This window comes from Variovorax paradoxus EPS (genome assembly GCF_000184745.1).
Taxonomy (GTDB): Bacteria; Pseudomonadota; Gammaproteobacteria; order Burkholderiales; family Burkholderiaceae_C; genus Variovorax; species Variovorax paradoxus_C.
Genome location: NC_014931.1, coordinates 4,437,847 through 4,464,632, shown reverse-complemented (window position 1 = coordinate 4,464,632; position 26,786 = coordinate 4,437,847). Strand labels below are relative to the sequence as shown.

The following is a 26,786-nucleotide window of genomic DNA, read 5'->3' as shown; positions in this document are numbered from 1 at the left end:
CTCAGATGAGCTTTTCGTCGGGGGTGGAGATCTTGCGCAGCGCGCCGTGCCGCGTGGCCGGCATCTTCAGCGGGTGCTCGGTATGGCTGTCGTCCCACACCGGGTCTTCGATGCTGTCGAACACCTCGCGCAGCTTCTGGCCCCAGCTGTTGTGCATCATCCGGTAGTAGGGGTTGTCGGCGTCGATGCAGATCACCCGGTCGGTCTCGAACTTGTTGGCTTCGTACACCACCAGGTCGAGCGGCAGGCCCACCGACAGGTTCGACTTCATCGTCGAGTCCATCGACACCAGCGCGCACTTGGCGGCTTCGTCCAGCGGCGTTTCGGGCGTGAGCACGCGGTCGAGCACCGGCTTGCCGTACTTCGATTCGCCCACCTGGAAATAAGGCGTCTCGGTCGTCGCCTCGATGAAGTTGCCCGCGGCGTAGACCAGGAACAGCCGCATGCCTTCGCCCTTGACCTGCCCGCCGAAGATGAAGGACACGTTGAAGTCGAGTCCCGCGTGCTTCAGCGCCTCGGCATCGCGGTCGTACACATGGCGCACCGCCGAGCCCAGCACGCGGGCGGCGTCGAACATGCTCTTGGCGTTCCAGATGGTGATCGGGTCGCCTTGCGAGCCGTCTTCGCGGGTTTCGCGCAATTCCTCGATCTGCAGGATTTCGCGCACCGACTGCGAGATGCTCAGGTTGCCCGAGGACAGCAGCACCATCACCCGGTCGCCCGGCTGCTCGTAGACGATCATCTTGCGGAAGGTGCTGATGTGGTCCACGCCCGCATTCGTGCGCGAGTCGGAGAGAAACACCAGGCCGGCGTTGAGTTTGATGCCTACGCAATAAGTCATGAGTTCGTCTCGCATGAATCAGGCCCGCTCAGGCGGCACTGCGTTCACGCGTGTTCAGTTTTTGGAGGGCATAGAGCGCGTCGAGGGCCTCGCGCGGGCTCATGGTGTCGGGGTCTAGCGCGGCCAGCGCGGATTCTACGGCGCTGGCCAGCGGCGTCTCGGCCACCGGAGGGGGCGCGAACAGGTCGACCTGTGCACGCGTCTGCGCATGCTGCGATTCGAGTGCTTCGAGCGCCTGCCGCGCATGGTTGACCACGGCCGCCGGCATGCCGGCAAGCCGCGCGACTTGAATACCGTAGCTCTTGCTGGCCGGGCCGGGCTGCATTTCGTGCAGGAACACGATGTCGCGGCCTGCCTCGGTCGCGCTCACATGCATGTTCACCGCGCCGTGGTGCGTGGCCGGAAACTCGGTCAGCTCGAAGTAGTGGGTCGCGAACAGCGTGAAGGCCTTGCTGCGGTCGTGCAGCTGCGCCGCGATGCCCGCGGCCAGCGCCAGCCCGTCGAAGGTGCTGGTGCCGCGGCCGATTTCGTCCATCAGCACCAGCGATTGCGCGGTGGCACTGTGCAGGATCTGCGCGGCCTCGGTCATCTCCAGCATGAAGGTCGACTGCGCATTCGCCAGGTCGTCCGCCGCGCCGATGCGCGTGTGGATCGCATCGATCGGCCCGAGCCGGCAGGCCGCCGCCGGCACGTGCGAGCCGATGGAGGCGAGCAGCACGATGATCGCCACCTGCCGCATGTACGTCGACTTACCGCCCATGTTCGGGCCGGTGATGACCTGCATGCGCTGCTGCGGTCCGAGCTGCGTGTCGTTGGCGATGAAGCCGCCCGACGACTTTTCGGCGAGGCGCGCTTCCACCACCGGATGCCGCCCCTGCTGGATCTCGATGCACGGGTGCGACACGAAGGTCGGTGCGCGCCAGTGCAGCGTGTGCGAGCGCTCGGCCAGCGCGCACAGCGCATCGAGCGTCGCGATGCCGCCGGCCAGTTGCGTGAGCGCATGCACCGAGGGCTGCAGTGCATCGAGCAGCTGCTCGTAGAGCCACTTCTCGCGGGCCAGCGCGCGGTCTTGCGCGCTCAGCGCCTTGTCTTCGAAAGCCTTCAGCTCGGGCGTGATGAAGCGCTCGGCGTTCTTCAGCGTCTGGCGGCGGCGGTAGTTGTCGGGCACCTTCGAGAGCGCGCTTTGCGTCACCTCGATGTAGAAGCCGTGCACCCGGTTGAACTGCACCCGCAGGTTGCTGATGCCGGTGCGCTCGCGTTCGCTGATTTCGAGCTTCAGCAGAAAGTCGTCGCAGTTGTCGCTGATGGCGCGCAGCTCGTCGAGCTCGGCGTCGTGGCCGGTCGCGATCACGCCGCCGTCGCGCACCAGCGCCGACGGGTCGGGCTTGATCGCGCTCACCAGCAGATCGGCGCAGCCCGGCGGCGGCGCGAGCCGCTCGGCGATGCGTGTCAGCAACGGAGCGGAAGCAGGCAGCAGCGGTGCCAGTTGCTCGGCCTTGTCGAGCGCCAGGCGCAGCGCCAGCAACTCGCGCGGACGCACCTGGCGCAGCGCGATGCGCGCCGCAATGCGCTCGACGTCGCTCGTGTTCTTCAGTTGCTCCCGCAGCGTGCGCCATGGCGCGGCAGTACCGCCGAGCACGGTGGACTGCAGCGCGGCGATCGCCTCGAGCCGCGCCTGCGCTTCACTGCGGTCACGACGTGGCGACAGCAGCCAGCGCTTCACGAGCCGGCTGCCCATGCCCGTCATGCAGGTGTCGAGCAGCGAGAACATCGTGGGCGAGTCTTCGCCGCGCAGCGTCTGCACCAGTTCGAGGTTGCGCCGCGTGGTGGGCGGCAGCTCGATCAGGTCGCCGTCGCGCTCGACAGACAGCCGCTGCACGTGCGAAAGCGCGCGGCCCTGCGTGTGTTCGGCATAGCCCAGCAGCGCGGCCGCCGCGGCATGCGCATTGGTGAGCGATTCGGCGTTCCACGCGGCCAGGCTGTTGCTGCCCATCTGCTCGCTGAGCTTGCGCTCGCCCAGGCCTCCGTCGAACTGCCACGCGGGGCGAATCGAGAGGGTGAACGGCGTTGCGGTGCGAGCGGCTTTCAGGCGTTGCTCGAAAGCCGGCGTCACCTCGGCGCTGTAGAGCAGTTCGCTCGGCGCGATGCGCGCGATCCACGCTTCGAGCGCATCGGCCGGGCACTCGGCCAGCCGCAGTTCGGCACCCGTCACGCTGAGCCACGCGAGCCCGCAGAAATTGCGCGTGCCCGCATGCACCGCGAGCAACAGCGATTCGCTCTTGTCGCTGAGCAGTTCCGAATCGGTCAGCGTGCCGGGCGTGACCACGCGCATCACCTTGCGCTCCACCGGCCCCTTGCTCGCGCCGACCTCGCCCACCTGCTCGCAGATGGCCACCGATTCGCCCAGCTTGATGAGCCGCGCGAGGTACGTATCGACCGCATGGAAAGGCACGCCGCACATCACCACGGGCTGGCCGGCCGACTGGCCGCGCTGGGTGAGGGTGATGTCGAGCAAGCGCGCGGCCTTTTCGGCATCGGCCCAGAACAGTTCGTAGAAATCGCCCATCCGGTAGAAGAGCAGGGTGTCCGGATGGTCCGCCTTGAGGCCCAGGTACTGCGCCATCATGGGCGTGTGCCCGGAGAGGTCGCTGGTGGGGGAAATGGGTTGAGCAGTCGTCGTTTTCACTGGGGCGATTATCGGGGACGGGGCGGGCGGCACTTTTCATCACCGTCCTAAAATCCCCCCGCGCAAACCCCGCGTGAAGAACAACAAGGCGCCCATGGCCCTCCCGGAAGAACTCAAAGGCCCTGAAGCGAACGCGCTGCCGGACACCGCCACCTTGCCCGCGGAGCTCGCGGCGCTCTATCTCTGCATGCCGCCGGCCCAGCTTGCCGACCTGCGCAAGTCGAAGCGGCCCGAGAAGGGCGGAAGCGCTGGCCCGTCCACCATCAGGCCCGTGGAAGGCGGACCGTCCGGCCCCAAGGACCCGGTGCTCTATCAACTCGGCACCCTGCGTGACTACGCAAAGGCGCACACCGCACCCTCCGACTTCGACACCGCATTGAACAGCGGCATGCTCGGCTGGGTCTCCGCCAAGCTGCCTTTCTTCGCCGAGCGCGAACCCCGCATCAAGCGCGGCAAGCGCGTGCTCATCGGCGGTGCCTGGGACCGTGCGGACCCGCTGCGCGAGAAGCGCTTCATCGACCTGGCGAAGGGCCGCATCCGATTCACGTCGCTCACATGCGCCGAAGCCGCGACGAGCCTCTGGGCCGACACCGCAAGCCACGCCGCATTCGCCGAAAAGGGCCTCGCCTTGCTCAAGGCCGAGACCCAGGCCATCGAGGCCTCGCTGGCCGCTACCCGCGACCTGGCAGCGGCTTCGAATCCCGACGCGGCCGCCTGACCGCCGCGCCTCAAGCTTCACGATTGACCCTGGACGAGCACCGATGCTGATCAACTGCGTGGCCTACGAAAACGGCGCCAAGCTCGCCGACATTCCCGTCGAGGACATCAGCGACTACATCACCCGTCCCGGCTGCTTCGTGTGGGTGGCGCTGAGCGATCCCTCGCCCGAGGAGCTCGCCGAGATGCAGGCGGAATTCAACCTGCACCCGCTCGCCGTCGAAGACGCTCACCACGGCCATCAGCGCCCCAAGGTCGAGGAGTACGGCGACTCGCTCTTCGTCGTCATGCACCTGGTGGAGCCCTCGGCCGAGGGCGAGCACTGCGTGAACGTGGGCGAGGTCGACGTGTTCGTCGGCCGCAACTACGTGCTCTCGGTGCGCAACCGCAGCCAGCAGGGGTTTCTGGGCGTGCGCGAGCGCTGCGAGCGCGAGCCCGACCTGCTGCGCAACGGCGCTGGCTTCGTGCTCTATGCGCTGATGGACGCGGTGGTCGACCGCTACTTTCCCGTCATCGATGCGCTCGAGGTCGAGCTCGAAACCATCGAGCAGCAGATCTTCGGGCACAGCGGCGCGGCGCGCGACAAGATCAAGCAGCTCTACGACCTGAAGCGCCGCAGCATGACCTTGAAGCGCGCGGTGGCGCCGCTCGTGGAGGCGGCGGGCAAGCTGTACGGCGGGCGCGTGCCGCAGGTCTGCATGGGCACGCAGGAGTACTTTCGGGACGTGGGCGATCACCTGGGCCGCATCAACGGTTCGATCGACGCGATGCGCGACACCATCGGCACCGCCATTGCGGTGAACCTGTCGATGGTGACCATCGAAGACAGCGAGGTGACCAAGCGGCTTGCCGCCTGGGCCAGCATCTTCGCGGTGTGCACCGCGTTCGCCGGCATCTGGGGCATGAACTTCGAGAACATGCCCGAGCTGAAATTCAAGTACGGCTATGCGGTGGCGCTGGGACTCATCGTCAGCACCTGCGGGTATCTGTACTACCGCTTCAGGCGCGCCGGCTGGCTCTGAGTTTTGTCTTGCTCCCTCCCCTTCCGGGGGAGGGCAGGGGTGGGGGCTCGCGGCGTTCGATGAAGCACTGCGCCTGACAAGCGCCGCGTGCCCCCATCCCAACCTTCCCCCGGGAGGGGAAGGAGCAAGACCCGATCACTCGTCGTGCGAATCGTGCGTGGCCGCAGCGCCGCGCCGCCAGTAGCCCGACGCCCGGGTCCACTTCGGATTCGCGCCGCGCTCGCTCACCAGATGCGCGCGCAGTGCCTTCGCAATGCCCGACTCGCACCCGACCCACGCATGAAAGTCGCCGGCCGGCAGCTTCGCCGCCTTCAGCGCATCGACCAGCACCGTGCTCACGCCCGCTTCGGCACCACGGCGATGCACCCACTGCAGCGTAAGTTCAGCCTCGGTCTCGAACGGAATCTCGTCCGCTTCGCTGTCGACTTCCGCCAGCACCACCACCCGCGCACCGGCCGGCAGTTCGGCCAGGCGCCGCGAGATGGCGGGCAGGGCGGTGTCGTCGCCGATGAGCAGGTGCCAGTCGAACTCGGTCGGCACGATGAACGAGCCGCGCGGCCCGCCCACGCCCAGCGTGTCGCCGGGCTTGGCGTTCTCGGCCCATTGCGTGGCGGGGCCGGCGTCGTGCAGCGCGAAGTCGATCTCCAGCGTGTTCGCCTTCGCGTCGTGGCGGCGCGGCGTGTAGTCGCGCATCGTCGGGCGGCCGCTCGCGGGCCAGATCGGACCGTCGGGCCCGGCCGTCGGCAGCGTGAGCTTGCCCGTGGTCGCGTCGGGGAAAAAGATCTTCGCGTGGTCGTCGAACCCCAGGCTCGTGAAGCCCGCGAGGTCGTCGCCCGTCAGCACGATGCGGATGAGGTGCGGCGTCACGCGCTGCACCGTCTTCACCGTGAGCTGGCGAAAGCGAAGGTCGTGGCGCACGCGGCGCGGCGTGCGGTCGGGTGTGTTGGAGGAAGAAGCAGTGGTGGTGGTTGTGAAGTCGGTCATGTCAAAAGAAGAAGTTCAGATGCGCTCTAGCTGTTGTGCGGCGCTGTCGAGCACCGCGGCGAAATCGTGGGCTTGTTGTTCTGTGAGGGGCGTGCCCGACAGGCGCATGCGCATGGCGAGCTTCAGGTTTTCGATGGCGCGCGTGACCTGCGGCGGACGTCCGCCGCGCGGGCCCGCGCCGTCCACGCCGCCCGTCATGCGGGCCATCATGGCGTCGGCCGTTTCGCGGTTGGCAGCCAGGAATTCCTGGCCGCCCGGGGTGATGCTGTAGCGCTTGCGGCCGCCGGTGTCGGCCGTTTCCACGCTCAGATGACCCATCTCTTCGAGCAGCGTGAGGGTCGGGTAGACCACGCCGGGGCTCGGCGCATAGCTGCCGCCCAGGCGGTCTTCGATGGCCTTGATGAGCTCGTAGCCGTGCGAAGGCTTGTCGGCGATGAGCTGCAGCAGCACGAAGCGCAGGCCGCCGTGGCCGAACACGCGCCCGCCGCCGCGACCGCCGCGGCCTCCGGGCATGCGCTGGTCGTCGCCGAGGTCGCCCTCGCCATGACCGTGCCGGCCGCGGCCGCCGGAGAAGCCGTCTCCGTGCTCGCCGCGGGGGGCGTGGCAGTGGTGGTTGTGGTGGTGATGGCCGAAGTGGGGGTGTCTCATGTCGAAGTCCTTGAAGGATGTATCGAAACAATTTTAGATATATATCTAAAACGAAGTCAAGACGGGGTTCGGAGCGCCGAGCGCGAGAGCTGGCCGGTCTTTCCGATGTATCTAATGTTCGGTGCGATACGCGCGTGTTCGCGAACAACCTGCTGCTCATCGCGAGCTTCGAGGCCGTCGACGAGGCGGCGCACTTCGGGAGCTCGATGTGATTGGCGTCATCAAGCTGCTGTGCGGCGTGCCTGCGGCAATCGGCCAACGTCTGGCGCTGCTGCGGACATCGCAGCAACAGCACCTGATTTGTTTGCTTTTTTCCTTCGCCGACAGCAGCCGAATTAGCGCCGCGCCGGCGCGCGAAACGTCTGCGACTGTCAGTGCTTTGTGTCCCCCGGCAGTCTCTCGGCCATTGCCCGAAAGATGCCTCGCGAATTCGAGAATTCCTCGACGAATTCTTTTCTCCCGCGCGGCTTTGCTTCTCTACAGTGAATGCCCCAGCGACCAGACGCTGCACTGAGTGACCGACGAACAGCGCAGTGTGAAAGCAAGCAAGCAAGAAAGAAAGGAGCGACGAACAATCCGGAAGAGAAATGAACGGATGAGTGAATGAATCAACCGCCTGCCTCACTGCGGGTGTCGATGGCCCGCCAAGTGCCATCGATGCGAATGTGAGGCGCAAAAGGCGACGGCCAGGTTGCGTGAACACCCTGACCGTCTGACCACATGACGTGCAACCACTTTTAGAAAGCGCACACCAGCATGGCTAAGCAAATTATCGCCGGGCGTTCTACGCCCAAATCTCCCTCCCGCCGCAGCGGTGCTCGCAGCAGCACTACCACCCCCAGCGGCGCGCCGCCCTCACCCCCGACGGGCAACGACGCAAGGGACCTCCTCGAAGAAAAACTCACGCAGCTGCACTCGCTGCTGTGGTGCGCCTATGGAGACGGCAACGGGTGGTTCGAAGAAGCAGGGGAGATGCACCGCGGGAACATGATGTGGATCGCTGCGGATCTGGCGCGGGCTGCGGATGAGTTGTTGCAGGCGAGTGTGAAGGGGTAAGTAGCGCAAATGAGTCGTCATTTCTATCTTTTGGTGAATGGCGACTCGTATTCCTTCACTAGCCAACGCTGTCCGTTACCTATTGTAGAGATCGATCTATTCAAAATCCTTCGAAAGCTAGCTTGGCCGCAAGCGGCTAAACATTTGAAGCTCAACCAACAGCAAAGCCGCTAGTGCGATGGTGATTTCGTTGCACTGGTGCAAATAGCGACTATAGCTAATATCGCGCTCGGCGCCTGTGCCCCCACTTTTATATTTGACGATTTCCCCATCTCGCCAAATCGATGCATGATGCGATCCATTTCGCAATGAGCTGTCTTCAAAGCGAATAAAAGCCGCAAGTTCAGGGGTTTCTTTAAAAGGATTCGATCTTTTTGATTTTTCTAGATCTTTTGTGTATTTAGAAAGCGTCATGGACTGAAATTCATCGTAGGGTCGGCCTTGCGCCACATTGTTTATGCAAGCCAAGGTCAAATAGCTCGATGTCAACGTTTCATAGGCTTGCCCGTAGTATAGTTTTATTTCGTTGAAGCTTTTTGAGCCAACCACGAAATCATCAACTTCATTATCGCCAACTCTAGCATGCACAAGCATTTGCCGGAATTGATCGAAATGCTTAAAGTAGTCGTTAAGAGTTGCCAAATATCTTTCAATATTAGGCTGTTCTATCTCATTGCGATAAAAATCTCCAAACCGTTTCATCTCTGCGCTGTATATTTGGATTTGTGCTTGCGCAAAATATCTTAGCGGATGGCGCAATCTTCCAATAGCGGGATGGAATATGTCGTCAAAAAATGAAGCGACGGCTTTGAAAGCCGTTTTGCAACCAAAATTCGGCGAGAATTCTTGGCGACGCTTGACGTAACGACCGATCTGTGGGTCGAGAATCCCAGCAGGATCTCCCTTGGCTGCGAGCGTGAGGATGCTATTAATGAGTGGCCAGAGTTCTCGGGTGTATGGAACCTCAAACTCAGTTGCTGCGTCTTGCGAGCGTTGACTTGCGGGCGCGCGAAGATGGGGCCAAACTAATTTCACGTATGTCATGGACACAAATGCCATTCGAGAGTGATACTCGTCGGGCCTTGAAGCTATTGAGGGATGTAAATTTATATATATATCGATTTGTGGGTCTTCTTTAGTTTTTTTGGCATTCTCGATTAACTCGATCCAAGCTTGAGGCGGCTCGCCAGTTTTGGCTTGTATTGATATGGGAGAATGACAAGAGGGGCAATCGAAGGTATGGGTGCATACGGATTCGATGCCTATTCCAACGCGCAATATAAATTGCGTCCCACATGAAAGACACTCGGCGTAGTCTCTAATTACCATTGTTAACTCTATAGGTTATTTTTTGATTTACTTTGCGCCCAAGGGCTATTTCGCTCAGTGTTGGCTCGAAGCTCTGAGGTGCTTTTTGCTGGCATCCCAAGGCTAACCCGAATGCACACGCTTGGGTACGTTTATCAGAGAAGCGACTTAAACGGAATCTTCGAACAAGTACTTCGGTGTTGCTGAGAAGCCATCAATGCTACTTGACGCGCAGCATCCAATGAGGCAGTCTGCCTATCGACATGGAAGAATTCAAGTAAATTAGCAAGATGATTAGAAAATCAATCCCCTTAAACACCGCTCGTCTGCTATGGGCTCAATGCGGAGGGTTTTGTCAAAACCCAGAATGCAATGAGTATTTATTTCGCTTAATTGATGAGGACATGGTTAGTTTAGCTAATGTCGCTCACATTATTGGGCACGGCTCCTCAGGGCCACGAAGCGATCATGAGCTCGCGGAGCACATCAATAAGGATGGGGTCGAAAATTTGGTGATGCTATGCCTTGGATGTCACAAGGTTATCGACGAGCTTGAGCAGAAATTCAGTGTTGAGGAAATAATTTCTTGGAAATTTTCTCATGCCAATAAAATAGCCGGACTATTCGAGATACCAAGTATTCGAGACGAAAACACGTTACTTAAAGACATTAATGATTTGCTGGATGAAAACGCGGCCATTTTCCGAGAGTATGGCCCTTATTCTGAAAATGTATTGAGTGGAATGGGAGGCGATGGTCTCCGAGTTTGGCGAAGCCGATGCCTTAATACTATTCTTCCTAATAATCAACGGATCATTCAGATCATTGAAAAAAACAAGAGAAACTTTCCCTATCCTTGGGATATTTACTCTCAAATGCTCTTGTATAAAATGCATGTGGATGCATTTCAAGATAATTGCCTGTCAAATAATAAGATCAACGACTATAAGCTTTTTCCGAGAAGTTTTGACTATTTGGTGAAGACAAAACTGAATATTCCTTCTGAGCCACCGCAGATTGTTGCGCGGGAGGAGTTGGAGTATCGTTTCAATCAAGTAAATACTTTTATCGAGCGTTTCCTCTCAAATCACGATCGCATTGCGAGGCTGCAAGAATTGAATCGAGGGACGATGCTTGTTGACTTGAAGGATGGAAATGCTTTAAAAGTATTTGTCACCAATACCTACTACTTTACTGACTATACATTGGATAGGGTGCTGGAGGTTGATCCGGCGATTAATGCTATTATTTGTTCTAGTCCGGCTGGTCAATATTCCGAATCTGCGAAAACTTGCTGCATAGAAAAAGGTATTGGATTGTTTATGCTTGGGGAGTTTATGGGCGCAATCCGTCATAATGGAGAGAATTATTTAAATTTTCTTCTCCGAGCCGATTCCGAGGCTAGAAGTGTTGGATTGAAAAGGATTTTAAAAAATATCCAACCGCCGGCGAGAATCTGTGTTTACGCCTTCGGCTCTTTTCTTCGAAGAAGAGTATATAGGGATGTTGATTTGCTTATCGTTTATGAGGGAGTGGCAAATATCGCAGCCGTAAAAAATTTTGAATCCCTATTGTTTTCAGAAGTGCAAAAGCAATTTGGTCAGCCAGACATTACGGTCGCATCTACGGAGGAGTTTTCAAATCTCAAACTCAAGTACAACAACTTGACGCAGGTCTATCCATGAATTCAAGCACTTGATTGTGGACTAAATAGACCTCGGCGCTGTTTCAGGTATGCGATCGGTCGCCTTGGTGCAGCGAGGGAGGTCTGTTTTAAGACTAATTGCCCAGTAATCGCCCATCAAAAACACCTGCACCGTCCGAACCGTCGACCGGCACGCTCCGCTTGAACACCTTCGGCCCCAGCACCACAAGTAAAAACACCCCGAAGTAAAACAGCGGCCCCGCAGACAGATCCACCCGCCCCGTGAGGTTCACGTACGCCGCGAAACCCACCTCAAACGGCGCGACAAGGATCAGCAGCGAGGGCTCATCGCGGGGGCAAGCGGTTCGTGCTGGATCAATCGCGTGACGATCATCGTGAACAGCACGAGCGCCAGCACCGAACCCACGGCCGCCGACAGCAGCAGCACCTCGCCGGCCCAGACCATGGGCATGTGGCTGCCGGTGACCGGAATGTCCAGCCCGGCGACGCTCGGAATGATCCACGTGGGCACCGCATGCGCTGGGCGACCATTGCCGCCCAGCAAGCGCGAGACCCCATGCGCGGCCAGCAGCAGCAGCGTGGCCACGGTGCCGGCAACCCACACGCTTGCCCAGCACGCCGCGAACTCAACCCGCGGCAAGCCTCCAGCGCTGCGTCGCGACCGCATCCGCAATGTCGTCGTCGTGCGTCACCAGCATCAGCGCCGCGCCGCGTTCGTCGAGCGCATCGAGCAAAACGGCCATGGCTTCCTGCTGGGAGACCGGGTCGAGCCTCGATGTCGGCTCGTCGGCGAACACCAGCGCGGGCTGCACCGTGAGCACCCGCGCGAGCGCGACACGCTGCAGTTCGCCGCCGGACACCTGCGAGGGTCGGCGTGCGAGCAGGTCGTGCGGCACGCCCATGCGGCTGAGGTGTTGCAGCACGGCGGGCCATGCGCAGCGATGCCTTGCCGCGACGTCGCGCAGCGACTGCCCCAGGGTGACGTGCGGCGCGAAAGAAGCGACGGGGTCCTGGTAGAGCTTCTGGAAGGCGGTGGCGTGCAGGCCTTCCGCGCGCCGCACCACACCGCGGTCGGCCGGCATGAGGCCGAGCAGCACATTGCCGAGCGTGCTCTTGCCGGTGCCGCTCGGGCCCTGCACCACGAAGCGGTCGCCTGCGCGAATCTGCAGATCGACTCCGTCGAACAGCGGCTTGCCGCCGAAGCGCTTGGACAAACCCTGCGCGCTGAGCACCGGCGCGCCCGCCGAAGCCGGGGCTGCTGCACGTCGGGGCCAGCGCGCGGGGTCGGCCGCGACGAGCCGCCGCGTGAACGCATGCTGCGGGTCGGCCAGCACGGTGCGGGCATCGCCGCGCTCAACGACCTGGCCGGCGCACAGCACGATGAGTTGTCCGCCCAGCGCCTCGGCCACGCGCAGGTCGTGCGTGATGACGACGACGCAGCCGCCGCGGCGCTGCACGCCTTGCAGCATCGCCACGGTGTGGTCGCGCCAGTGCGCATCGAGGCCCTTGGTGGGTTCGTCCGCCAGCAGGATGCGCGCGCCGCCCGCGCAGGCCACGGCGGCGGCGGCGCGCTGCGCCATGCCGCCGGAAAGCTGCCACGGGTACTGCCGCGCGGATGCCGCGAGGCCTTCGGCTTCGAGGTCGTGCAATGCAGCGGCTTCTGCCTGGTCGAACGCGGCACCGCGCACCAGTTCGTGCGTTTCTGAGAGCTGCGGCGCGATGCGCATCAGCGGGTCGAGCGCGAGGCTCGGCTCCTGGGGCAGCAGCGTGACCGTGCGCCCCCAGCGCGGCCGTCGCGCGCGGGCGTCGTCGGCGCGGCTCGTCGCACCGTCGAGCGTGACGCTGCCGCTGGCGCGCAACGCGGCGGGCAGGTTGCCCATCACGGCTTGCGCGAGCAGCGATTTGCCGGCGCCGCTTTCTCCGAGCAGGGTCAGCACTTCGCCGGCGCGCAGGCTGAAGGACACGTCGCGCAGCAAGGCCCGGGTGCCGACGTGAACGCCGAGGTTGTCGGCTGCTAGCAGAACGGAAGCGGTCATGTCGTTTCTCCATCGCCGGCCACGAGCATCATGCCGAGCACCACCGCCATCAGCAGCGCGACGGGCGCGGCAATGAGCCAGGGCGCCTCTTCGTAGTGGGGAAGAAACTCCGTCATCATCAATCCCAGTTCGGGCGTGGGCGGCTGCAGCCCCACGCCGATGAAGCCGAGCGCGGCCAGTGCCAGCACCGCTTGCGCGGCACTGAAGGCGAGCAAGGTTCCCAGCACGGGCGCGAGGGCCGGCAGCAAGTGCCTGCGCAGCACGTAGCCCGTACCGAAGCCGAGCAGGCGCGAGGCCTGCACCGCATCGCTCGCGAGCACCTGCCGGCTGGCGGCGCGGCACACGCGGAAGTACTCGACCCACAGCGACAGCGACAGGCCGATGTACAGCGCCCAGTGTTGCCCCGGCGCCAGCGCGGCGAACAGCAGCACCAGCAGCAGGCCCGGCACCGAGAGCACGGCATCGGCCAGCATGACCAGCGCGCGTTCGATGCGCCCGCCACGCCAGCTCGCGGCCACGCCGAGCAGCACGCCGGGGACGGCCGCGGTCAAGGCCGCGAGCAAGGCCAGGCCCAGCGAGAGCCGGGCCGCGTGCGCGAGGCGCGCGAGCACGCTGCGGCCGAGCACGTCGGTGCCCAGCCAGTGGGCGGCGCCGGGTGGCAGCAGGGTGTTGGCGAGCGTCTGGCGGGCGGGGTCGATGCCGATCAGAGACGGTCCGAACAAGGAGAACGCCGAGACCAGCGCGAGGATTACGAGACCCGCGCGGCGGCGGATGGCCGTGCGGCGCGCGCCATGGCCGGCGAGGTCGAGTGCGGGCATATCGATGACGCTGCCGTTCATGCCACCGCTCCCATCCGCCGGCGCGGATCGAGCGCGAGGCAGGCCGCATCCACCAGCAGGTTGAACACCACGAACAGCAGGCCCATGCACAGGGCTGCGCCCTGGATCATCGGCACGTCGCGCCCGAACACCGCATGCACCAGTGCATGGCCGATGCCGGGCCAGGCGAAGAGGGCCTCGACGACGACCGCGCCTTCGACCAGGAACACCGCATGCACGCCGAGGTAGGCGACCACCGGCGTGGCCGCCTGGCGCAGGCCGTGGCGCACGAGCGCCTGCCTGTCCGACAGGCCCTTGGTGCGGGCGAATTCGAAAGACGCCGAAGCGGCCGCCTCGCCCATGGCGGAGCGAGCCACGCGCGCCAGCCCCGCGGCCAGCCCGAGGCCGAGCGTCAACGCGGGCAGCAGCAGGCTGCCGCCGTGGTCGTCGCCCGCGACCGGCACGGCGCCGAGCTGCACCGCCACCACCACCATCAGCAGCACGGCGAGCAGAAAGGGCGGCAGCGCGCGCAGCACCACGGCCAGCGCCAGCGTGAAGCGGTCGACCCATCCGCCTGCATGCAGGCCCGACCAGATGCCGAGCGGCAAGCCGACGACGGCCGCGACGAACACCGAAGCCACCGCGAGTTCGATGGTCGCTGCGAGCTGATGCGCCACTTCGCGCCACACGGCATGGCCGCTGACCAGCGAGGTGCCGAGATCGAGCCGCGCGATGTCTCCCCACCAGTGCAGCAGCGCGAGCCACAGGGGCCGATCGAGCCCGAGTTCGAGGCGCACGGCATCGGCCGCCGCGTTGCTCACGAGGTCGTAGCCGTAGCGCCCCGCGGCGATGCGGGTGGCCATGTCGCCCGGGAGCGAGCGGGCCATGAAGAAGCACACGGTGCCCACCAGGAGGCCGAGCGCGAAGATCTGGATGGCGCGGCGCAGCAGCATCGCGGTCCACGCGGTGTGTGTGCGGGTGATGTCAGGGGTCATGGTCTTGATGGGTTCGATGGTCTTGTTCATGCGCGCCACCTCATGGCGGTGAGCCGGTAGGACCTTTCCAGCGGGTCGAGGCTCACGCCCTCCAGGCGCCGGCCCACGGCCACCTGCTGGCGATACCAGGTGATGGGAATGACCGGCAGCTCGGCATGGAGCACCGCCGTGACCTGCGTTCGCAACGCAGCCGCGCGTTCTGCCGACGAAGTGCCGCGCGACAGTTCGGCCAGTGCGCGAGCGACCGCATCGCTGCGCCAGCCCATGGCGCCCCAGTCGCCGCCCGAGGTGCCGAAGTCCTGCATCAGCGTGCCGGTGGGGTCGGGCACGGTGGCGTAGTTGCGCGCGGCCAAGCCGAGCTGCAGGCTGCCGTCACGGTGGCCCAGCGGAATGTCGCCCGAGTTGCCGATGCTCACCTGCACCGCGATGCCCGCCTGCCGCCATTGCTCCTGCAGCGCCGAGGCGATGAGCGGCAGCTCGGGCCGGTCGGGAAAGGTGCGCAGCGACAGGCGAAGCGGCTGGCCGGATGCGTCGCGCAGACCGTCGGGCGCACGTCGCCAGCCGGCTTCGGCCAGCAGCCTCGCAGCGGCGTCGGGGTCTTGCTTCAACGCCGGCAGTGCGTTGTTGTGCCAAGCCGCCATCGTGGGCGGAAAGAGCTGCGTGGCCGCAAGTTCGGGGTCGCGCAGCAGCGCCTTGGCGATGCCGGCCCGGTCGATCGCGAGGCTCAGCGCCTGCCGCACTCGCACATCGTTCAAGGCGGGCAACCCGGCGTTGACCTTGAGGATCACGGTGCGCGGCAGCGTGACGGTGTCCACGCGCACCTGGCCGCGCTTGCGCAGCCGCACCAGGCTCGCCGGATCGAGGCCGTAGGCCAGGTCAGCCTGCCCGCCTTCGGCCATGAGCGCGCGGGTTTCGGAGCGGCCGGCCGCCAGATACCGCACGCGCTCGATGGCGGGACGGGGGCCGTCGTAGCCGTCGAAGACCGCGGCCTCCACATGCTGCGGTGGTGCCATCGACACCACGCGATAGGGTCCGCTGCCGACGATGCTTCGCACGGCGCCGTCGGCCGCGTAGCTCGCGGGCGCGAGCAGCATCGTGCTGCTGTGCGCGAGCAGTGCCGGCAGTGCGCCGTAGGGCTGCGTCAGCCGGATCACGACCATGCCCACACCCTCCGTTTCCACCGAGCGGATCGGCGCCTGGCTCAGCAGCGCAGGCGCCACGCGCGCGGCCTGCAGGCAGCGCACGACGGCGGCGGCCGTGACGGCCGCACCGTCATGAAAACGCGCGGCCGCGCGCAGCGTGAAGTGCCACGCCAGGCCGTCGCCCGACACGCGCCAGCGCTCGGCCAGGCCCGGCAGCGGCAAGCCGTCGTCGCTCGCGTTCATCAGCGTTTCGGTGATCTGCATGCGCGTGAACACGTGGCCGCTGCTGGCGGGGGACAAGCCCGCAATCTCCCAGGGTCCGACGATCTGCAGCGGCGCGCGCGTCGCGGACGGCTGCGCCAGTAGGGGAGTCGTTGCGGCGGCGGCGGGGCCGACGGCAAGGAACTGGAGCGCGCGGCGGCGCGTGAAGTCGGGCGGCATTGTCATCTCAGTTTTCCACCACGCTATCGCGTGACTCGCGATGCATGAAACTGCCGCGATCCAGTCGGGAGACACCGCGGAACCGGCTTTGCCGGGCCGCTGGTGTCGCCCCCTGAAAGGGGGTTGGCGAAGCGACACGAAGTGCGCGAAGACTGGGGGTAAGTTTCATCTCAGAACTTGGCCTGCAGGCCGAGGGTGACGGTGCGCGGTGTGCCGGGCGTGACCCACACGCGGCTGTACGAGCTCGCGTAGTAGGTCTTGTCGAACAGGTTGTCGACGTCCAGCGTCAGGCGCAGCGTGGGGTTGATTCGCCAGTACGCGACCAGCTTGGCGGTGGTGTAGGCCGGCAGGTCGAACGCGGGCTTGCCCGCCTTGGCCTCGGCCTGCGTGCGCGCTTCGCCCAGCCGCCTGCCCACGTGCGTGACCCCGCCGCCGATGCCGTAGCGCTGGCCGTTGGCCAGGCCGTCTTCGTACACCGCGAGCACGCTGCCGTTGACGCGCGGCACGTTGAGAAGGCGCCCGCCCGCCTCCAGGGTGTTGTCCTGCGTGATCTCCACGTCGTTGAGCACCAGGCTGGCGGTGAGGCGCCAGTGCTTCGAGATCTGGCCCGAGAAGTCGAACTCCAGGCCGCGGCTGCGTATTTCTCCAGCCGCCACCGAGTAGCCCGCGTTGGCGGGGTCGGAGGTGAGCACGTTGCGCTTGCGGATGTCGAACAGCGCGGCGGTGGCGCCCATGCGCTGGTCGGCGCTCTCCCACTTGGTGCCCAGCTCCAGCGAGCGGCCGGTCTCGGGCGCGAAGCCGTTGGCAGAAACGTCCGAGCCGGTGTTCGGCCTGAACGAGCGGCCTGCGTTGGCATACACGGTCCATTGCGGCGTCGGCAGCCAGCTCAAGCCGATGCGCGGCGAGGTCGACGAGGGCTCCTGGCGAGCGGTGGTGGCGTTTCTGCGGTTCAGGAGCGACTGGCTGTAGTTGTCCGCGCGCACGCCCGCCACCAGCCGCCATTCGGGTGACAGCCTGATCGCGTCCTGCACATAGAGCGCGGTGTTCTTCTGGTGCTCCAGCGTGTCGGTGTTGGCGGTGGGTATCGGCTGGCGCTGGCCATACACCGGGTTGTATATGTTGATGGCGTAGGGCCGTGCGGCGGTGGGGTTCGCGCGCAGCATCAGCGTGTCCATGTCGAAGCGGAAGCTCTCCACGCCGAACAGCAGTTCGTGTTCGATGCCGCCGGTCTTCACGTTGCCCTGCAGTTCGGCCTGCAGTGCGATGTCTTTGGAGCTGTAGTCGCGGTAGCGCCGCTGCCGCGTGAGGTTGCCGTTGGCCAGCAGTGCCGTCGGCTCGGTGGAAAAACCGTCGAGCGAAGTCTCACGGTACGACAGGCCCACCCGGCTGCGCCACGTCGAATTCCATTCGTGCGACAGGATGAACTGGTGCGTCTGGTTCTTCACCGTCACGTCGCCGTCCGCCGGCTCGCCGAAGAACCGGCTGCGCGGCACGGCGCCCAGCCGGTTGTTGACTGCCACCACGCCCCGGTCCAACGGCGTGGCATGGCGCAGGTACTCGCCCGAATACTCCAGCACCGTGTCGCGGCCCAGCTTCCAGGTGAAGGCGGGCGCGACCACTTCGCGCCGGGCGCCCACGTGGTCGCGAAAGCTGTCGCGGTCTTCGGCCGCCACGTTCAGGCGATAGGCGAAGTTCCCGCCGATCGGCCCGGTGAGGTCGAGCGCACCGCGCTTGAGGCCCTGGCTACCGGCATACACCTCGACGGCGTTGGCCGATGTCCACAAGGGCCGCTTGGACACGATGTTGAGCGTGCCGCCGGGTTCGCTGCTGCCGTAGAGCGCGGCAGCCGTGCCCTTGAGGAATTCGATGCGCTCCACGCCGGCCAGATCGCGCGGCGCATTGAAGCCGCGGTTCGAGGAGAAGCCGTTGAACAGCGTCGCCATGCCGGTGTTCTCGTTGCCCGGAAGCCCGCGGATGGCGATGTTGTCCCAGAGCCCGCCGAAGTTGTTCTGGCGCGAGACGCCGCCCACGTAGTCGAGCACGTCGTCCAGCTTGGTGGCGCCCAGGTCGTCGATGGCCTGCCGCGTGACGATGCGCACGGACTGCGGCAGCTCGCGCAGCGGCAGGTCGCTCTTGGCGCCGGCCGCTTCGTCCGCGTGATAAGCGCCCGATTCGGTGCGGCCGACGACTTCGACGGTGGTGAGTTGCCCTTGTGCGGCTGCGGAAGGTGCAGGTAATGCAGCGGGTGCAGGAGGTGCATCTGCTGACTGGGCCATGGCCTGTCCGGAAAAAAGCGCCGAGGCCGCCAGCGCGAGCGGGAGACGGCGAAACAGAAAGACGCGGCTGTTCGCGCGTGCGAGATCAAAGGAAGTCATGAATGGCAATCGACTGCACGCCGCCGCCGTGCATTCGAAGAGCCGGGCGCCGCGCAAAAAACAAACGAGCCGCTGCCCTTCAGGTCAAGGGCGGCGGAATGTCAGGTCGATGCGTTCGGAGGCGCGCGCGAAGCGAAGGGCCAGCGGCCCGCAAAGGGCTCGAAGGCCATGCCGGGCGGGGCGCGCGGCAGTGCGGTGGTCTGCACCACCTCGAGCGCGGCTGGCAACCGCGCGGGCGCCGCCGCAAAGTGCACATGGGCCAGGCAGCATTCGCAGACCCTGTGGTTTTCCTGGTCGCCATGCGCCGGGGCGTCCGCTTCCGATGCTGCGTCGTCTGCGATGGTGTCGAGGCCGGCTGCCTGCGCCATGCTCTCGACGGCCTCCCGCATATGGCCGGCCTCGTGCAAAGGCATGCCGATGGCCGCGTTGAAGAACACGGCCAGCAGCAGGAGACGGAGGAGGCGTTGAAGCGGGAGGGGGCGAAGCGGCATGACGGGAGGCGTTGGATCATACCGGCGCGAAAAACCGCTGAAACTCGCAGCAACGTAAGGCGCGCACAGATGGCGCGGCATCAATGCCGGGTAGCGCGGGGGCGTTGTGTGATTTCGTTTTATTCGACTTGTCGTAGTGAGACTACGACAAGTCGATCAAATCAAAATCTTGCGGCGATTTGAAATTATCTGAATAATCGTAGTGTGACTACGACAAGTCGATCAAAAATAAATTCGCTGATGGCTCAAGTGCCGGGCGGAACACCTGTCACCAGCGAAGACCTGGCGCTGGAGGGCATCTCCGCCGACCTGGCCGTTCACTACGTGCGGGCGGGGTGGCTCCGGCGTCTGGCGCGCGGCGTGTATTGCCGTCCTGACGCTCCCTTGCAGCGAGACCCCAGCTTGCTGCTGCTCCAACGCCAGATACCGGGGCTCCACGTGGGCGGCAAGTCCGCGCTGGACTGGCATGGCATACGCCACTACGTCTCGCAGGCGCCAAGGCTGCACCTCTATGGCCTCAAATCGGCCAGGCTGCCGGAGTGGTTCACCGAGGTCTTTCCCGCGGAGTACCACCGCAAGCAACTCTTTCGCAGCGACACGTCGGGCATGCAGTACGCACGCCCGTTCGAAGGCCGTGCCAACGGGCCGAATGTCTCGGCCCCGGAGCGCGCATTTCTGGAGATGCTGAGTGAGGTCGGCACGCGCCAGCCGTTGTCGGAGGCGCGCGAATTGGCAGAGGGCACGTACAGCTTGCGATCCTCCGTGCTCGGCGAACTTCTGCGCGATTGCACCAACGTGAAAACGGTTCGCCTATGCCTTCGCCTCGGCCGCGAATTGTCCTTGCCATGGGCGAAGAAGCTGGACCCGGCGAGCCTGCCCACCGGCGGCAGTCGGCCATGGGTCTCCAGAACCAACGACGGACTGCTGATCCTCAAATCGTGAACGACCTCTATCTCAAGACAGCGCGCCTGCTGACCCAGGTTGCGCCGTTCGTCTTCGCCGACGAAACCTTTGCGCTCAAGGGCGGCACCGCCATCAACCTCTTCGTGCGAGACATGCCGCGGCTGTCGGTCGATCTGGATCTTGTGTTGCCGGATCACACGCTGTCGCGCGATGCGGCGCTCAGGAAGATCAAGGATTCGCTTGGCAAGGCTGCCGATGCACTCAAGGCCAAGGGATTCCGGACGCATCTCTCCGGCGTGCCGGCTGCTGACGAAACCAAGCTCTTCGTGAAACGCGACGACGCTGAGGTCAAAGTGGAAGTCAACTACGTGATGCGAGGGACCGTGAAGCCCGTCTCGGTGATGGGGCTCGCACCCAGAGCCCAGGAAGTACTCCAGGCGGAGTTGGATATCCCGGTGGTGTCGCTTGACGATGTTTATGGCGGCAAGCTCGTCGCAGCCATGGACCGGCAGCACCCACGGGATCTGTTCGATGTGATGCAGTTGCTGGAGAACGAAGGCATCACGAGCGGCATCCGGCGCGCATTCGTGGTCTACCTCGCAAGCCACAAGAGGCCGATTCATGAGGTCTTGTTTCCACGGCTGCGCGATGTGAGCACCGAATTTCAGGCCAACTTCCAGGGCATGACCACCGAGCCTGTCGAACTGGATGCACTGCTCGCAGCGCGAGACCAGATGATTGCCACGCTCCACAAGGAACTTGATGCCGAGGAGCGCGCATTTCTCGTGACCCTTGCCAACGCTGCGCCGGAATGGCACCGCATGGGCATCGCGCACCTTGGCGCGATGCCCGCGATTCAATGGAAGCTGCAGAACCTGGCGAAGCTGAAAGAGTTGAACCCGGCCAAGTTCGAGGAGCAATCGCGCGAACTGGCCGAGAAGATTTCAGGCCTCGGAGAGGCCAGGTAGCTCCCGGTTGGGTGTGAAGTTCAACGCTGCGGCATGTCCTTCACCGAATACCCCAAACTCACCGTCGCATCCTCCGGAATCGCCGGCATCGTCGCATTCCACGCGAGCCAGTCTTCACGCATCGCGGCCAGCCGTTCGGGCTCCTTCTTGCCGAGGTTCGCGCGTTCGCGTTCGTCGGCCGGAATGTTGAACAGGTACTCGTTGCCGTCGACCTTCAGGTACTTCCAGTCGCCGTCGCGCATCGCCTGCTGGCCGCGGTGGTTCATGCGCCAGTGCAGCGGGCGGCGGAAGCTCTGCTTCGCGTCTTTCAGCACGGGCATCAGCGACACGCCGTCGAGCGGGTAGTTCGCATCGGCTTTCACGCCGGCGGCTTCGAGCATGGTCGCGGACCAGTCCATCGTCATGCAAAGCTGCGCGCTTTCGCCGCCCTTGGCGATCACGGCGGGCCAGTGCGCGATCCATGGCACGCGAATGCCGCCTTCGGTGAGGTCCATCTTGCCGCCCACGAGCGGCCAGTTGTCCGAGAAGCGCTCGCCGCCGTTGTCGCTGGTGAACACCACGAGCGTGTTGTCGGACATGCCGTGCTTCTGCAGCGCGGCCATGATCCAGCCGATGCCTTCGTCCATGTGATGGATCATGCGGCGGTACACGTGGATGTTGCCGCCGGCCAGGTCGAAGAGGTTGTCCTTGATGGCGGGCGCCTTCTCGGCGTCGTCGCGCGTTTCCCAGGGCCAGTGCGGGGCGGTGTAGTGCAGGCTGAGGAAGAACGGTTGCTCCTGCTTCGCCATGCGCTCCACGTAGTCCACGGCGCGCTTCGAAAGCATGTCGGTGAGGTAGCCGTCTTCCTTCTTGTCCTCTTCGCCGAACCACAGGTCGTGCTGGCCGGCGGAGTCGCAGTGGGTGAAGTAGTCGACGCCGCCCGACATGGGCCCGAAGAATTCGTCATACCCCGAGCGCAGCGGACCGAAGTGCGGCGGATAGCCCAGGTGCCATTTGCCGATGAGCGCGGTCTGGTAGCCGCTGGCCTTGAGCAGCGAGGGCAGCGTGGGGTGGTCGGTCGGCAGGCCCAGCGTGGTACTGCCGCGGCTGCTGCTGCGGATGGGCTCTTCGGCCGCGCCGCGCAGTCGGTATTGATACCGCGCGGTGATCATCGCGAAGCGCGTGGGCGAGCACACGGGCGAGTTCGCATAGCCCTGCGTGAGCTTCAGGCCGTTCGCGGCCAGGCCGTCGAGCACGGGCGAGACGGGGCCGAACGCGGCGTCGCGGCCGCCGTAGCAGCCGAGGTCGGCATAGCCGAGGTCGTCGGCGACGATGAAGATGATGTTGGGTCTGCTGGTCATGGATAACGAATGAGGTTCAGGGCTGGTAGCCCGACTTCTGGACGACGGGCGCCCACTGCGTTTTGTAGGCCTTGAGCATCGCGATGGTCTGCGCCTGCGAGCTCACCACGGGCGTCATGCCCGAGTCCTTGAACTTGCGCTGCGTGTCGGGGTCCTGCATCACGTCGCGGATGGTCGCGGCGAGGCGCTCGACCTTGTCCTTGGGCATGGTGGCGGGCGCGAAGAAGGTGTTCCAGCCGGTGGCGGCGAGGTCCAGGCCCGCTTCCTTGAAGGTCGGGATGTTCGGCGCGAACGGCGAGCGCTTTTCGCCCGAGAGCGCGAGGATGCGCAGCTTGCCCGCGTTGTGCTGCGGGATCACCACGTCCTCGGTATCGACGGCGATGGGCACCTGGCCGCCGATGAGGTCGTTCAACAGCGGCGCGGAGCCGCGGTAGCCGATCACCTGCGTCTGCACCCTGGCCTTCTCGCCGACCATCAGGCCGAAGAAGTGCGGCAGGCTGCCGGTGGCGGGCACGCCCACGTTGGCCTGCTGCGGATTGGCGCGCATCCACGCGAGCAGGTGGGGGAGTTCGCGCACGGGCAGGGTGGGCGAGACGGCCAGCGCGAAGTCGTAGGCGTTGACGTACGACACGGGCACGAAGTCGCGCTCGGCGTCGTAGTTGTTGTCCTTGAAGACCAGGGGCGCAACCACCATCACGGCGGGGTTGGCGAGCATCAGCACGTTCTGGTGGGCGGGCGTGAGCTTGACCTGCTGCGCCGCAAGGCGCCCGCCCGCGCCGGGCTTGTTGTCGACGATGACGGGCACGCCGAGCTTGGCGCCCAGCTTCTCGCCGACGATGCGCGCCACGCGGTCGGTGGCGCCGCCGGGGGCGTAGCCGACGACGATGTGCAGGGGGCTGTCGAGCGTCTGCGCGTTCGCGCCGATCGCAATGGTCGCCATGAGGCCGGCTGCGGCCAGCAGGCCGACAGCGCGGCGGGTGACACCGCGGGTAAGGCCGCGGGTGATGGGTTGGTTGGGGTTCAGCATGGTCTAGGTTCCTCCTCGTTCAGTTGTTCGGTCGTCTTCGGTCGTCTTCAATCGTTCGCCTGGAAATTCACGGCCTTCATGATGCCGGCCCAGCGTGTCGTGTCTTCGCGCATGGTCTTCAAAAGTGCGTCGCTGCCGTCGGCGATGGGGTACATGCCGTTCTGCAGCAGGAGCTGCCGCACCTCGCGCGTGTTCACGGCGCGGGTGAGTTCGGCGCGCAGCTTGTCGACGATGGCCGGTGGCGTCTTCAGCGGTGCGTAGTACGCGAACCATGCGGTCGCGACCACGTCCTTGTAGCCGGCCTCCACGAAGCACGGCAGGTTGGGCATGAGCGGCGAGCGCTTCTCGCCGCTGGTGGCCAGCACCTTCACGCGGCCCGAAGGCAGCATCTGCTGCGCGCCGCCGACGGTGTCGAAGTACACGGGCACGGTGCCGCCCATCAGGTCCTGCCGCGCGGGCGTGGAGCCGCGATAGGGCACGTGCACCATCTTCAAGCCGGCCGCGCGGTTGAGCATTTCGCCGAGAAAGTGCGAGGGCGTGCCCGCGCCGTAGGAGCCGAAGCTCAGCTTGTCGCCCTGTGCCTTGGCCCAGGTGATGAATTCGGGAAGCGTGTTGGCGGGCACGTCCTTGTGCACGGTGAGCGCGAGTTCGAAGCGGGCCGCGTTCAGGAGCGGAATGAAGTCCTTCACCGGGTCGTACGAGAGGTTGCGGTACGCGCTCGGGAACATCGTCATCATGCTGGCCGTGCCCAGCAGCAGCGTGTGGCCGTCGGGCGGCGCGGTCTTCACCGCTTCCACGGCGATGCGGCCCGCCGCGCCCGAGCGGTTGTCGATGATGAGCGGGCCGAGCGAGTCGCGCACCTGCTGCGCGATGGCGCGGGTCAGCACGTCCTGCGTACCGCCGGCCGGCACGCCGATCAGCACCTTGATGGGCTGGCCGGGCACGAAGGCTGGCTGCGCATGCGCAAGGTCGGCCAGCGGTGCAAGCGCCAGGCCGCCCAATGCGGCGAGTGCATGGCGGCGGTCGAAGGCAAGGCTGCTGCTGGGCATGGGCGGTTCTCCGGGTTCTCGGTCGATGGCGAACGACTTTAGAGACGCTACAGTCGATTGATCTAATCAACCATACCCCGGACTAACCCCAGATGCCCGCCGCCGCCACAGTCGATGCTGCCGCGCCACGCCGCCCGCTCGACGACCTGCTGCTCTATCGGATGTCGCGGCTGCTTTCGGTGGCGGGGAGCATGGTGATCCGGCTGTGCGAAGGGCGCTTCGGCATCACGCGGCGCGAGTGGCGGTTGATCGCGGTGCTGGCCAGCCGAGGCGAACTGAGCTCGTCGCAACTGGCCGAGCATGCGCAACTGGACCGGGCGCGCACCTCGAAGGCGGTGGGCTCGCTGGTCGCAAAGCAACTGATCTCGCGGGTGGCCAAGGCCGGTGATCGGCGGCAGGTGCAGCTGGGCCTGACCGAAGCGGGGCAGTCGCTGTACGACGCGCTCTTCCCGCTGGTGACGAAGATCAATGGCGACCTGATGAAGGCGCTGGATGCGGACGATGCGGCGCGCTTCGATGCGTCGCTGAATCTGCTGCAGGCCAAGGCCGAGCGGATGGTGCAGGAGGCCGTTTTGCCGAAGGCGGATCGGGGGCGGCGAGGGGCGAGCAGCAGCAGTCCATCTTCGTCCCGGTCGCCGTGACGTGACGCGTGAACCGGTCGCGATCCACTCGGCTAAGGCGTCTTGCCGAACCGAACCCGCAACCCGCTGCGCGGCAGATCCCGCATGAACGGCGGCACCGACAGCGCGAGCAGCAGCGCCGCCAACGGCACCACGCACACGAACCCCACGTGCGTGAAGCCGAGCGCGCCGACCACGCCGCCGAGCACGAACATGGCGATGAGCCCCGCGGCCCTGCGCATGCGGCTGCGGTCGTGTCGCACGGCGTGTGTGGTCGTGGAAGTGCTGTCGGGCTTGCGGTTCCAGTAGAGCAGCTTGCCGATTTCCATCCCCAGGTCGGTGATGTTGCCGGTCATGTGCGTGGTGCGGATGCTGCCTCCGGAGGTCTTGGAGGCGACAGCGTTCTGCAGGCCCATGATGAAGGAAAGCAGCAGCACGGTGAGCGGCACAGCGAAGGGCGTGGCCCAGGTGAGGGTCACGGCGCCCATGAGGCCGAAGGGAAGCATCAACGCGGCCTCCAGCAGCAGCGGCAGCGCATACACGCTGTGCAGGCGCTGCTGCCGCCCCCAGTTCACCAGCACCGCGCACACGGCCGCGCCCGAGAGAAACGCCAGCACGGCTCCCAGCGCATTGAGCAGCAGCCGGGTGTTGCCCAGCACGAGCCCATCGGCCAGTTGAGAGGCGAAGCCGGTCATGTGCGAGGTGTACATGTGCAGCACCAGGAACCCGCCCGCGTTCACCGCGCCGGCATTGAAGGCCAGCAGCAGGCCCAGCGCCCGGTTGGTCGAGGGCGTGCGGTGCCGGCTGGTGAGAAAGCGCAGTCTTCGCATGGGGATGGGGCGCTGGGGTGGAGGCTTCCATTGTCGGCCTTCGGTCCGGTTCTCAGCCTATGCTCTGGCCGGCCCGGACAGGGCACTGCCCGGACAGGGCACTGACAAGAAGGAGAAGCCGATGAGTTCCATGGAAGAAGTCTGGGCGTACCGCGAGGAAACGCTCTACCCGCAGCTGTTCGGGGACAAGCGCAGCGGCATCTACGTGCTGGACTTCGATGTTTTCTCGTCGCTCGGCGCCGAGGACATCGACCCGGCCTGGCTGCACCTGGGCGTGTTCGAGTTCGAGCCGACGCCCGCGCGCAACTCGTGGCTCTACGTCACCTCCGGTGGGTCGACACCTTGGGAAACGGAGCCCGACGAATACGACCCCGAGGACTATTCATGGCTCGGCTCCGAGCTGGTCATCGAGGTGCATTCGCAGCCCGAGGACCAGTGGACGATCAAGCTCCTGCGCCGGGTGCTGGCCTTCAACGTGCTGCTCGCACACGGGCGCTTCGGCGAAGACAAGCCGCTGCTCGACTACGGCGACCGCATTCCGATGGGCGATGTGATCCGCGCGAAGGGGTCAGTGGGCCTGCGCAACATCGTGCTGGCCGAGCCGAAGCACTACCCCGCCACGGCGCAGTTGGCCTCGGGCAAGTTCGACTTCCTGCATGTGGTCGGCATCACCGATTCAGAAAAAGACTGGGCCAAGGCGCACAGCTCGGAAGCGCTGGTGCGGCTGCTCGAAGTGCACGGCGGCTTTCCGGTGACGGACCCGGGGCGCAAGGCCGTCGCCTGAAGCCAACCGGTTGCCGGCGTACGCCGCGAGTTGCTTGCC

24 protein-coding genes are annotated in these 26,786 nt (G+C 64.8%); 8 read left to right on the top strand and 16 right to left on the bottom strand.

The features are described 5' to 3' along the window. Position 1: 1 nt before the first annotated feature. Both VARPA_RS20625 and mutS read right to left on the bottom strand, forming a co-directional pair. Entirely contained in the window at positions 2-841 is an 840-nt protein-coding gene (locus tag VARPA_RS20625; RefSeq protein WP_013542517.1) for a proteasome-type protease, read from the bottom strand. 28 nt (positions 842-869) lie between these two features. Next, positions 870-3,527 (bottom strand): DNA mismatch repair protein MutS, encoded by a 2,658-nt coding sequence (mutS, locus tag VARPA_RS20620; RefSeq protein WP_013542516.1) that lies wholly within the window; start codon positions 3,525-3,527, stop codon positions 870-872. Positions 3,528-3,621: 94 nt separating this feature from the next. Here mutS and VARPA_RS20615 point away from each other — a divergent pair, with 94 nt between their 5' ends. Then, positions 3,622-4,245: a hypothetical protein gene (locus VARPA_RS20615; RefSeq protein ID WP_013542515.1), complete on the top strand. Its 624-nt coding sequence runs from the start codon at positions 3,622-3,624 to the stop codon at positions 4,243-4,245. Positions 4,246-4,288: 43 nt separating this feature from the next. Continuing rightward, positions 4,289-5,266 (top strand): magnesium/cobalt transporter CorA, encoded by a 978-nt coding sequence (gene corA / locus VARPA_RS20610; RefSeq protein ID WP_013542514.1) that lies wholly within the window; start codon positions 4,289-4,291, stop codon positions 5,264-5,266. Positions 5,267-5,401: 135 nt separating this feature from the next. Here corA and VARPA_RS20605 read toward each other — a convergent pair whose 3' ends face one another. Both VARPA_RS20605 and VARPA_RS20600 read right to left on the bottom strand, forming a co-directional pair. Further along, entirely contained in the window at positions 5,402-6,250 is an 849-nt protein-coding gene (locus tag VARPA_RS20605; protein WP_013542513.1) for a siderophore-interacting protein, read from the bottom strand. A 15-nt stretch (positions 6,251-6,265) separates the two neighbouring features. Then, positions 6,266-6,898 (bottom strand): PadR family transcriptional regulator, encoded by a 633-nt coding sequence (locus tag VARPA_RS20600; protein ID WP_013542512.1) that lies wholly within the window; start codon positions 6,896-6,898, stop codon positions 6,266-6,268. Between the two features lie 756 nt (positions 6,899-7,654). Here VARPA_RS20600 and VARPA_RS20595 point away from each other — a divergent pair. Beyond that, on the top strand, positions 7,655-7,954 hold the full coding sequence (locus VARPA_RS20595; RefSeq protein WP_013542511.1) for a hypothetical protein: 300 nt from the start codon (positions 7,655-7,657) through the stop codon (positions 7,952-7,954). 117 nt (positions 7,955-8,071) lie between these two features. Here the strand turns inward: VARPA_RS20595 and VARPA_RS31160 are convergent, their stop codons facing one another. Beyond that, positions 8,072-8,998 (bottom strand): hypothetical protein, encoded by a 927-nt coding sequence (locus tag VARPA_RS31160; protein WP_144299019.1) that lies wholly within the window; start codon positions 8,996-8,998, stop codon positions 8,072-8,074. Between the two features lie 554 nt (positions 8,999-9,552). Between VARPA_RS31160 and VARPA_RS30710 the strand changes: the two genes are divergently transcribed. After that, entirely contained in the window at positions 9,553-10,947 is a 1,395-nt protein-coding gene (locus tag VARPA_RS30710) for a hypothetical protein (RefSeq protein WP_013542509.1), read from the top strand. A 291-nt stretch (positions 10,948-11,238) separates the two neighbouring features. On the opposite strand, the gene VARPA_RS31705 is transcribed toward VARPA_RS30710, so the two are convergent. The 7 genes from VARPA_RS31705 to VARPA_RS20560 form a co-directional block, all read right to left on the bottom strand. Further along, on the bottom strand, positions 11,239-11,532 hold the full coding sequence (locus VARPA_RS31705) for a hypothetical protein (protein ID WP_234974797.1): 294 nt from the start codon (positions 11,530-11,532) through the stop codon (positions 11,239-11,241). 22 nt (positions 11,533-11,554) lie between these two features. Then, the gene (locus VARPA_RS20585) at positions 11,555-12,964 is read right to left on the bottom strand and encodes an ABC transporter ATP-binding protein (RefSeq protein ID WP_013542508.1); all 1,410 of its coding nucleotides are present in this window, start codon (positions 12,962-12,964) and stop codon (positions 11,555-11,557) included. Next, positions 12,961-13,803 (bottom strand): ABC transporter permease, encoded by an 843-nt coding sequence (locus VARPA_RS20580; RefSeq protein ID WP_013542507.1) that lies wholly within the window; start codon positions 13,801-13,803, stop codon positions 12,961-12,963. The genes VARPA_RS20585 and VARPA_RS20580 overlap by 4 nt, the downstream gene beginning before the upstream one ends. Beyond that, positions 13,800-14,807, bottom strand: coding sequence for an ABC transporter permease (locus VARPA_RS20575; RefSeq protein ID WP_013542506.1), 1,008 nt, complete (start codon positions 14,805-14,807; stop codon positions 13,800-13,802). Before VARPA_RS20575 ends, VARPA_RS20580 begins: the two co-directional genes overlap by 4 nt. Then, positions 14,804-16,366: an ABC transporter substrate-binding protein gene (locus tag VARPA_RS20570; protein WP_013542505.1), complete on the bottom strand. Its 1,563-nt coding sequence runs from the start codon at positions 16,364-16,366 to the stop codon at positions 14,804-14,806. Before VARPA_RS20570 ends, VARPA_RS20575 begins: the two co-directional genes overlap by 4 nt. Before the next feature lie 164 nt (positions 16,367-16,530). Next, the gene (locus VARPA_RS20565) at positions 16,531-18,735 is read right to left on the bottom strand and encodes a TonB-dependent siderophore receptor (protein ID WP_013542504.1); all 2,205 of its coding nucleotides are present in this window, start codon (positions 18,733-18,735) and stop codon (positions 16,531-16,533) included. Between the two features lie 101 nt (positions 18,736-18,836). Next, a complete protein-coding gene (locus VARPA_RS20560; RefSeq protein ID WP_013542503.1) occupies positions 18,837-19,226 on the bottom strand; it encodes a DUF2946 family protein in 390 nt (129 codons plus the stop codon). Between the two features lie 204 nt (positions 19,227-19,430). On the opposite strand from VARPA_RS20560, the gene VARPA_RS20555 reads away from it, so the two are divergent. After that, positions 19,431-20,168, top strand: coding sequence for a type IV toxin-antitoxin system AbiEi family antitoxin domain-containing protein (locus tag VARPA_RS20555; RefSeq protein WP_013542502.1), 738 nt, complete (start codon positions 19,431-19,433; stop codon positions 20,166-20,168). After that, a complete protein-coding gene (locus VARPA_RS20550) occupies positions 20,165-21,097 on the top strand; it encodes a nucleotidyl transferase AbiEii/AbiGii toxin family protein (RefSeq protein ID WP_041942974.1) in 933 nt (310 codons plus the stop codon). Before VARPA_RS20555 ends, VARPA_RS20550 begins: the two co-directional genes overlap by 4 nt. A gap of 20 nt (positions 21,098-21,117) precedes the next feature. Here VARPA_RS20550 and VARPA_RS20545 read toward each other — a convergent pair whose 3' ends face one another. The 3 genes from VARPA_RS20545 to VARPA_RS20535 are packed head-to-tail and all read right to left on the bottom strand — an operon-like array spanning position 21,118 to position 24,513. After that, positions 21,118-22,437, bottom strand: a complete 1,320-nt coding sequence (locus tag VARPA_RS20545; protein WP_013542500.1) for a sulfatase — start codon at positions 22,435-22,437, stop codon at positions 21,118-21,120. 16 nt (positions 22,438-22,453) lie between these two features. Then, entirely contained in the window at positions 22,454-23,464 is a 1,011-nt protein-coding gene (locus VARPA_RS20540) for a Bug family tripartite tricarboxylate transporter substrate binding protein (RefSeq protein ID WP_013542499.1), read from the bottom strand. Between the two features lie 47 nt (positions 23,465-23,511). Next, complete coding sequence (locus VARPA_RS20535; RefSeq protein ID WP_013542498.1) at positions 23,512-24,513, bottom strand: Bug family tripartite tricarboxylate transporter substrate binding protein; 1,002 nt, start codon at positions 24,511-24,513, stop codon at positions 23,512-23,514. 92 nt (positions 24,514-24,605) lie between these two features. Here VARPA_RS20535 and VARPA_RS20530 point away from each other — a divergent pair, with 92 nt between their 5' ends. Further along, on the top strand, positions 24,606-25,154 hold the full coding sequence (locus VARPA_RS20530; protein ID WP_013542497.1) for a MarR family winged helix-turn-helix transcriptional regulator: 549 nt from the start codon (positions 24,606-24,608) through the stop codon (positions 25,152-25,154). 32 nt (positions 25,155-25,186) lie between these two features. Here the strand turns inward: VARPA_RS20530 and VARPA_RS20525 are convergent, their stop codons facing one another. Then, a complete protein-coding gene (locus VARPA_RS20525; RefSeq protein ID WP_013542496.1) occupies positions 25,187-25,963 on the bottom strand; it encodes a YoaK family protein in 777 nt (258 codons plus the stop codon). 121 nt (positions 25,964-26,084) lie between these two features. Between VARPA_RS20525 and VARPA_RS20520 the strand changes: the two genes are divergently transcribed. After that, positions 26,085-26,747, top strand: a complete 663-nt coding sequence (locus tag VARPA_RS20520) for a suppressor of fused domain protein (protein ID WP_013542495.1) — start codon at positions 26,085-26,087, stop codon at positions 26,745-26,747. The last annotated feature ends 39 nt before the right edge of the window (positions 26,748-26,786 follow it).